The sequence below is a fragment of the Mycobacterium sp. TH-M82 genome (assembly GCF_057473605.1).
Genome location: NZ_JBYCKY010000859.1, coordinates 1 through 6285, shown reverse-complemented (window position 1 = coordinate 6285; position 6285 = coordinate 1). Strand labels below are relative to the sequence as shown.

General features: G+C 61.7%; 3 protein-coding genes. 1 reads left to right on the top strand and 2 read right to left on the bottom strand.

All coding sequences use genetic code 11. The features are described 5' to 3' along the window. On the bottom strand, positions 1-316 hold a 316-nt coding region (locus AC2VON_RS24955; RefSeq protein ID WP_486955213.1), incomplete at its 3' end, for a GntR family transcriptional regulator. Positions 317-410: 94 nt separating this feature from the next. Between AC2VON_RS24955 and AC2VON_RS24950 the strand changes: the two genes are divergently transcribed. After that, positions 411-839, top strand: coding sequence for an NUDIX hydrolase (locus AC2VON_RS24950; protein ID WP_486955212.1), 429 nt, complete (start codon positions 411-413; stop codon positions 837-839). A gap of 281 nt (positions 840-1120) precedes the next feature. Here the strand turns inward: AC2VON_RS24950 and AC2VON_RS24945 are convergent, their stop codons facing one another. Continuing rightward, the gene (locus tag AC2VON_RS24945) at positions 1121-6067 is read right to left on the bottom strand and encodes a DEAD/DEAH box helicase (protein WP_486955211.1); all 4947 of its coding nucleotides are present in this window, start codon (positions 6065-6067) and stop codon (positions 1121-1123) included. Positions 6068-6285 lie beyond the last annotated feature (218 nt).

Below are 6285 nucleotides of genomic sequence, written 5' to 3'. Positions count from 1 at the left end.
CGGTGAATGCGGCTTTGCCGCTGGCGCGATGTTGCCGCGCGAAGCGATCGGAGGCGAGCCTCCTAATTGGGGGAGCGGGTCGCACAAACACACCGCGACCATGCTCGGAGATCACCAGGCCTTCGGCGCGCAGTTCTTGTACTGCCTGGCGGACTGTCATCCGGGCGACCCTGAAATGCTCGATCAGCTCGGCTTCGGAGGGCAGACGTGCACCAGCTTCTAGCTGGCCAGACATGATGGAGTCGCGCAACATGCTGGCGATCTGCCGATACGGCGGCTTATCGTCGGCCCGGTCGATCTGGCCAAGTTGGAGCACCTGAGAGCCTTCCCCTACATGTCTAGGCGACTAGTCTAGGGAAACGATACATCCCCTGTCACTAAATAAAGTCGGCCGCAGAGGAGTCTTGCGCATGGCAGCCACACCGAAACACTCGGTCAGCGTCGCCGGCATCGTAGTCCGTGATGATGGCCGGGTGTTGGTCATCAAGCGCGACGACAACGGGCACTGGGAGCCTCCGGGCGGTGTGCTCGAACTCGATGAGCCGTTCGAGGCCGGTGTTCGACGTGAGGTTTTGGAAGAGACCGGACTTGAGGTCACGGTCGAGCGGCTCACTGGTGTCTACAAGAATCTGGCACGCGGAATCGTCGCATTGGTGTACCGCTGTCGGCCGACAGGGGGTGAGCCGTACGCTACCGAGGAAGCTTGTCAAATCCGTTGGATGACAACACAAGAAGTCCAGTCAGCGATGGTGCCGGCGTTCGGAGTACGTGTCTTGGACGCGTTTGAAGAGTCGCCGCAGTCGCGCGCGCACGATGGGGTGAATCTCCTGCGCCTGTAAGAGCTCGCGCCCTACCTTGGGAGAAAACGCAGTGTCTGCACTTCGGTGGTTTGGCACTGCGATCCACCCGCCACGTACAGGATCGCTGTTCTCACGCATCACTTTGGCAGCGTCAAGTAGCACGGCATTGAGATCGCTACACAGTAGCGTGGTTCGGCCTTCGTCGTCGTAGAGCACCCAGCCCTCGGTGGACTCGCTCAACAGGTAGTCACCATGGTTGGAAGCCATCTCGGTGGACCGACAACACGTCGCAATCCGAAACATAGCCCAGTCGCCGGGTCCTATCCGCTTTCGGCAAGCCCGTCGACGATCTTCATCGTCTCCACCGCGACGGTCGTGACCTTGGCGACCAGATCGACGATGTACCGCGGATTGTCGTGCTCGTCGCACCATGTGTTCGGGTCGTTGACTATGCCGGACGCCTTGTCAGTTTTGACCTGGTAGCGGTCGATGATCCACGCCAGCGCCGACCGGGAGCCGAGCATGTACCGCTCGGCCTCCTCGGGGATGCCAGCGATGGTGACCTTCGTGTTGTAAATCAACTTGGTCAGATCATCGACCATCTTGCCGGTGCCTGGGTCCTTCTTTTTGGCCCACTTCAGCTTCGACACCCTCCACGTCTCGCGATCGGCCGAATCAGCGCCGGTCTTGAGCTGCACATCGACTGGGTACTGCTCGACGTCTTCGTATCCGACGTGAAGGTAGGCCAGTGCCCGGCCGGCTGATGCGAGCTGCTCGAACCGCTCCCGCGTTTCAGGGGTCGGGATGTGCGGCAGCATCTTCTTCAGGTCGGCCGCATAGGTCTCGCGGTAGGCCGGTTCGTGCAGCAGGCCATATGTATAGAAGAAGATGTCGTCCTTGGTGGCTTGGTCGCCGATCGCCGCCTGGTACCGCTTCAGGATCTCGTCGGTGATGTTGTCGACCCGGCGGTACCCATACTCGTCGATCTCTCCGGCGTCTCCGGCGTCTCCGGCGTCTCCGGCTTCGAGCGCGAGGGTGCCGTCGTCGGTGCCAGCCTTCTCGTAGGTCCAGCGGGGGAAGTACTGGCTGCTCCCTGAACCCCAGAATGACAAGTCAGGTAGACGGCTCACCATCAGGACCGAGAACGGCTTCTCTGAACCGGTCCCGACCACGCAGAATCCGATATTCTCGTGCTCTGGAAATGGGAACATCCGTGGCAAGAGTCCAACTCGGTGGTTGAGGTCGCGGTCGAAATATAGGCGCTGAGTCAGGAACGGTCTGTACTCAGCTTCCACGAACGCGTCGGGCCGATAGTGCAGTTCCGCGCCGGCTTCGGCTTTCGCCATCAAGCTCGATGACCAACTGATGCGTTTGGCGTCGTAGCTAATCGCGTCAGCCGGGTTGTTGCCGGATGCCTTCGCGGCGGCGGCGATTGCTGCTTGCGTATTGTAAAACTGGATCGTGGCAGGGACATTTTCCTTGAGAGCTTCTAGCGAGAAGTTGTAGACCCAGGCGTCTCGAGCGGTGAGAAGTGGGTAGGCATGGGTCTTGAAGATCCGCAACCCCCCCTTTTTGTTGCCAAGTGGCGGCCACGTTGGGAAATCCTTGCCGCGCTGGTTGATCCAATCGCCGTAAACATCTGGATGGATGGTTCTCCATTCGATTGAGTCGACGGTACCGGAGCTGATGACCGCCAGCTTGTCTTCTCGGCTGAGGTAGTCGCCTATATCGCGGTAGAACACCTCGCAAGGACCTGTGTGCTCGGGAGCCTTGATTCCTATGAGAATCGCGATCGTCGTCTGCGAACCTTCGCCGAATACTTTGCCGCCCTCTCGTTTCCAGTCTCCAGTCTGATTTCCGCGCAAGTTGTATACGTATAGTCGGCTGAACTCATCGGCGAAGGAGAGTCGGACACCGGTGGCCGTCTTACTGTCAATCCAGCCGCCGTTCGACACGAACGCAACAACGCCGTGATCACCGACGCGGTTGGTGGCCCAGCGGAAAGCGCGGAAGTAGCTGTCGTACAGACTGTTCTTGTTCGTCGCGGCAGACCTTTTCACGTAGGTGTTCGCGATCCACTTATCCAACGTCGGGTAGGACATATTCGCGTTTAGATCATTCGCAGAGGTCTGTCCAACCGAGTACGGCGGGTTCCCGACGATAACGTGGATGGGCGCGGCGAGCTGTTTGACGATCCGAGAGTTGTTCTGCGGGAACATGTCCGTGTCCATCGAGTCGTCGTCTTCGGTCATTTGGAACGTGTCCGTCAGGACAATGCCCTCGAACGGGCTGTACTCGGTCTTGGCCAGCGCGTGGTAGGTGGTCTCGATGTTCACCGCGGCGATGTAGTACGCCAGCAGCATGATCTCGTTGGCGTGTAACTCGCCGGCGTACTTGCGGCCGAGGTCCTCGGGACGAACCAAACCCGATTGCATAAGCCGGGTGATGAACGTGCCGGTGCCGGTGAACGGGTCAAGAATGTGCACAGCCTCGTCGGTGAGGCCGCGGCCGAAGGCCTCGCGCGACGCGTGGTCGGCGGCGCGGAGGATGAAGTCGACGATTTCGACAGGCGTGTACACGATGCCGAGCGCCTCAGCCTGTTTGGCGAATCCGACCTTGAAGAATTTCTCGTAGAGTTCGGCGACCACCTGCTGCTTACCGTCAGCGGTGGTGACCTCCGAGGCGCGGATACGCACCGAATCGTAGAAGCCTTTTAGGTGTTCTGTCTCGGCCTCCAGGCCCGCCCCGCCGAGCTGGTCGACCATCGCCTGCATCGTCTTCGACACCGGGTTGTGTGCCGCGAACTCGTGGCCGGCGAAGAGGGCGTCGAATACGGGTGCCGTGATCAGGTGCTGCGCGAGCATCGAGATCGCATCGTCACGGGTGATGGAGTCGTTGAGGTTGTCCTGCAACCCCTTGTGGAATTTAGCGAACGCATCGGTCACCGCTGGGTCGGCCCCGTCGATCAGGACCTTGATCCGCGCGACGAGAGCCGCGGCGATGTCCGCGACGTCCTTGGCCCAGTCCTCCCAGTACGTCCGGGTGCCGACCTTATCGACGATGCGGGTGTAGATCGCCTCCTGCCACTCCGAGAGCGAGAACAACGCCATCTGCGATGCCAGCCGCCCGCCATCGGAACCGCTCCCGTCCGCGACGCCGACGGCCGGGTCGGAACCGGTGTCACCGCCGCCGGTAGGGCCGGTGCTCTCACCGTTGCCGATGCTCTCCGGGTTCTCCGTCGTCGGGCCGATGTGTCCACCGAGGAGTTGATCGGAACCCTGCCCGGTGGCTTGCAGTTCCGAGGAGGTATTCAGTGCGATTGAGTTGACCATCGCGTTGAACCGGTCATCGTGAGCGCGCAGAGCGTTGAGGACCTGCCACACCACCTTGAAGCGGCGATTATCCGAAAGGGCTTGTGACGGTGAGACACCGGCAGGGACTGCAACCGGCAGGATGATGTAGCCGTAGTCCTTGCCCTCTGCTCGGCGCATCACCCGGCCCACTGACTGCACCACGTCAACGACGCTGTTGCGGGGGTGCAGGAACATCACCGCATCCAGGGCTGGGACATCGACGCCCTCAGACAGGCACCGGGCATTAGACAGGATGCGGCATTCGTTCTCCGGCAGAGGCGCCTTAAGCCACTGAAGCTCGCGGTTACGCTCCAGCGCGTTGTAGGTGCCGTCGACGTGGTGGACCTGCACCGCGAGATCGAGGTTGGTGGTGTTCACATCGTGGCCGTCGTCGATGCTGTCGGTGAGCATCTCGCGGTAGGTCTCCACGACTTGTGGGAACAGCGCTGCGACTTTCTTCGACGCAGCGATGTCCTTCGCGAACGCGACCGCCCGGCGCATCGGTACCTCACCCGGCGCGAATCCCTGACCGTCCGGGGTCTTGCCGGCACGTTTGGCTAGACCGTTCCAGGCGCCGACGATCTTCGTCGCGTCGTCGAGGCGCAGTTCTCCGTCGGGGCCAGCTAGTTGGGCTTGCAACGGCGCGGCGACCATCTCCTCGTCCACGGTGAGTACCAGCACCTTGTAGTCGGTGAGCAGGCCACGTTCCACAGCCTCCCCGAATGACAGACGGTGGAACTCCGGGCCGTACTTTGTCTCGTCGTCCATCGAGGTGATCTCGGCGGAATGCTCGTCAGCCTTCGCCTTCACTGTCTCGTCGTAGATCCGCGGCGTCGCCGTCATGTACAAGCGGCGGGTCGCGTGCAGGTAGTTCTCGTCGTGGACCCGTACGAAGTTGGACTCGCCGGCCCCCTCCAGCGTGACACCGGTGGTGCGGTGCGCCTCGTCGCAGATCACCAGATCGAACGGCGCTACACCCAGTTTCTGTGCGTCGGCGATGACTGGCAGCGACTGATAGGTCGTGAATACCACCGTCAGGCCCTTGGCACGCTTGCGGTGCTCCATCTCGTGTGCCAGCGTTGCGGCGTTCGTGGTCACTGGGATCGCCACGTCGTAGGTGTTGATGTCCTCCGCCGCGCGGGACACCTTCGTGTCCGAGCAGACAGCGAACGCACGCAGGTCAAGCTGTGTCTGCGCCGTCCACTCCCTCAGCGTCTGGCTCAGCAGGGAGATCGACGGGACCGCGAATAGAATCCGTGCGCTGCCACCGTTCTCGGTTGCGGTGCGCTCGGCGATCTTGAGCGCGGTGAACGTCTTGCCGGTGCCGCACGCCATGATCAGCTTGCCGCGGTCGTAGCCGGCGGCGAAACCCGCGAACACCTTCTCGATCGCGGTGGCTTGATGTTGACGCGGCTCGTGACGGGTCGCCTCGGAGACATCGATCTGCAGGTCGCCGTCTACCCAGGCGATGTCCCAGTCGATCGGCGAGTCAGCGATCTCCGCCAGGCCGATCCGTTGCACCGGGATGGTCTGATCCTCGAGAGCGTCCTCAGCGTTCTTCCCCCACCGGTCGGTGGTGGAGATGATGATCCGGTTGGTGAACGGCTGCTTGCCAGAAGCGGTGAAGAACGAATCGATGTCCTCCTTGCGGAGCTGGTGCGTCGGCTCGTAGAACTTGCACTGGATAGCCGTGTACTCACCACTGTCGCGCTCGCGGGCGACGAGGTCGATTCCGGTGTCGGGCTTGCCTTTACGGCCAGGCCAGTCGATCCACCGCCATACTTCGCCGTACTGCTGGGACAGCAGCGGATCAAGGTCGAAGTAGCGGACCATGAGCTTCTCGAACTTGGTCCCACGTTCCGAGTTCGACGGCGCTTCGCGGAACGCGTCAATCACCTCGTGGATCGAACCCATTGTTCCCCTACCTGTCGACGCGTTGCGTCAAAGAGCCTAGGCGGCGGAGGCGGTCGAGACTAAGGGATCAAGGGGGTACGCGTGTCGTGAGTTCTGTCGGCCCGCGGCGATAGCCTGCCCCGATGTTGCGTCCTGGAAGTTGGATTGGACTAGCGGGTGAAAGTCCCGTCCCGGTAGGTACCGGAGCGCCGGGTAGCAGGCCCCGGTTTGTCGTGGAG